Origin of the sequence: Streptomyces sp. P17 (assembly GCF_032436805.1) — a bacterium.
Lineage (GTDB): Bacteria > Actinomycetota > Actinomycetes > Streptomycetales > Streptomycetaceae > Streptomyces.
In genome coordinates, this window is the sequence record NZ_JAVRBF010000361.1 from 1 (window position 1) to 420 (window position 420).

Here is a 420-nt window from a genome sequence, read left to right on the forward strand (position 1 = left end):
GGTTGGGCGTTCATCGCTGCCCCAACCTGATCCGCTTCATCATTTGTCATGCGCGACCAAAGATCAACACTATTAACAACAGTAACGGGTTCTGGCAGCGGCGGCGGGGTATATTCCACCACCTCGCCGTCAACCCATCTGCGAAGGCCGGAATTATTGACGAATTCGGACCATTGCTCTTGAGAGATTTCGACCGCGCCATCCGGATAATCGTCACCAACAATGATGGTCGAATAAAACCCGGTCGGAAAACCATCGTCAGCAAAAGTCGCGAATATTGCCTCCGGCAGATCGATCACATCTGGAGCTGTTTCGCTCGACGTTAGCAAATCGTGGCCGAGAACGACCGGTTCGCTATTCTCATTTTCCATCACGATTACCTTCCAACTGCCCAAAAGTTTGCAGGCATGTTATCCACCG

General features: G+C 51.7%; 1 protein-coding gene. It reads right to left on the bottom strand.

Translation table 11 applies throughout. From position 1 onward, the window contains the following. Positions 1-371, bottom strand: a 371-nt coding sequence (locus RMT89_RS41290; protein WP_315888893.1) for a hypothetical protein, incomplete at its 3' end; no start/stop codon positions are given. Positions 372-420: the final 49 nt, after the last annotated feature.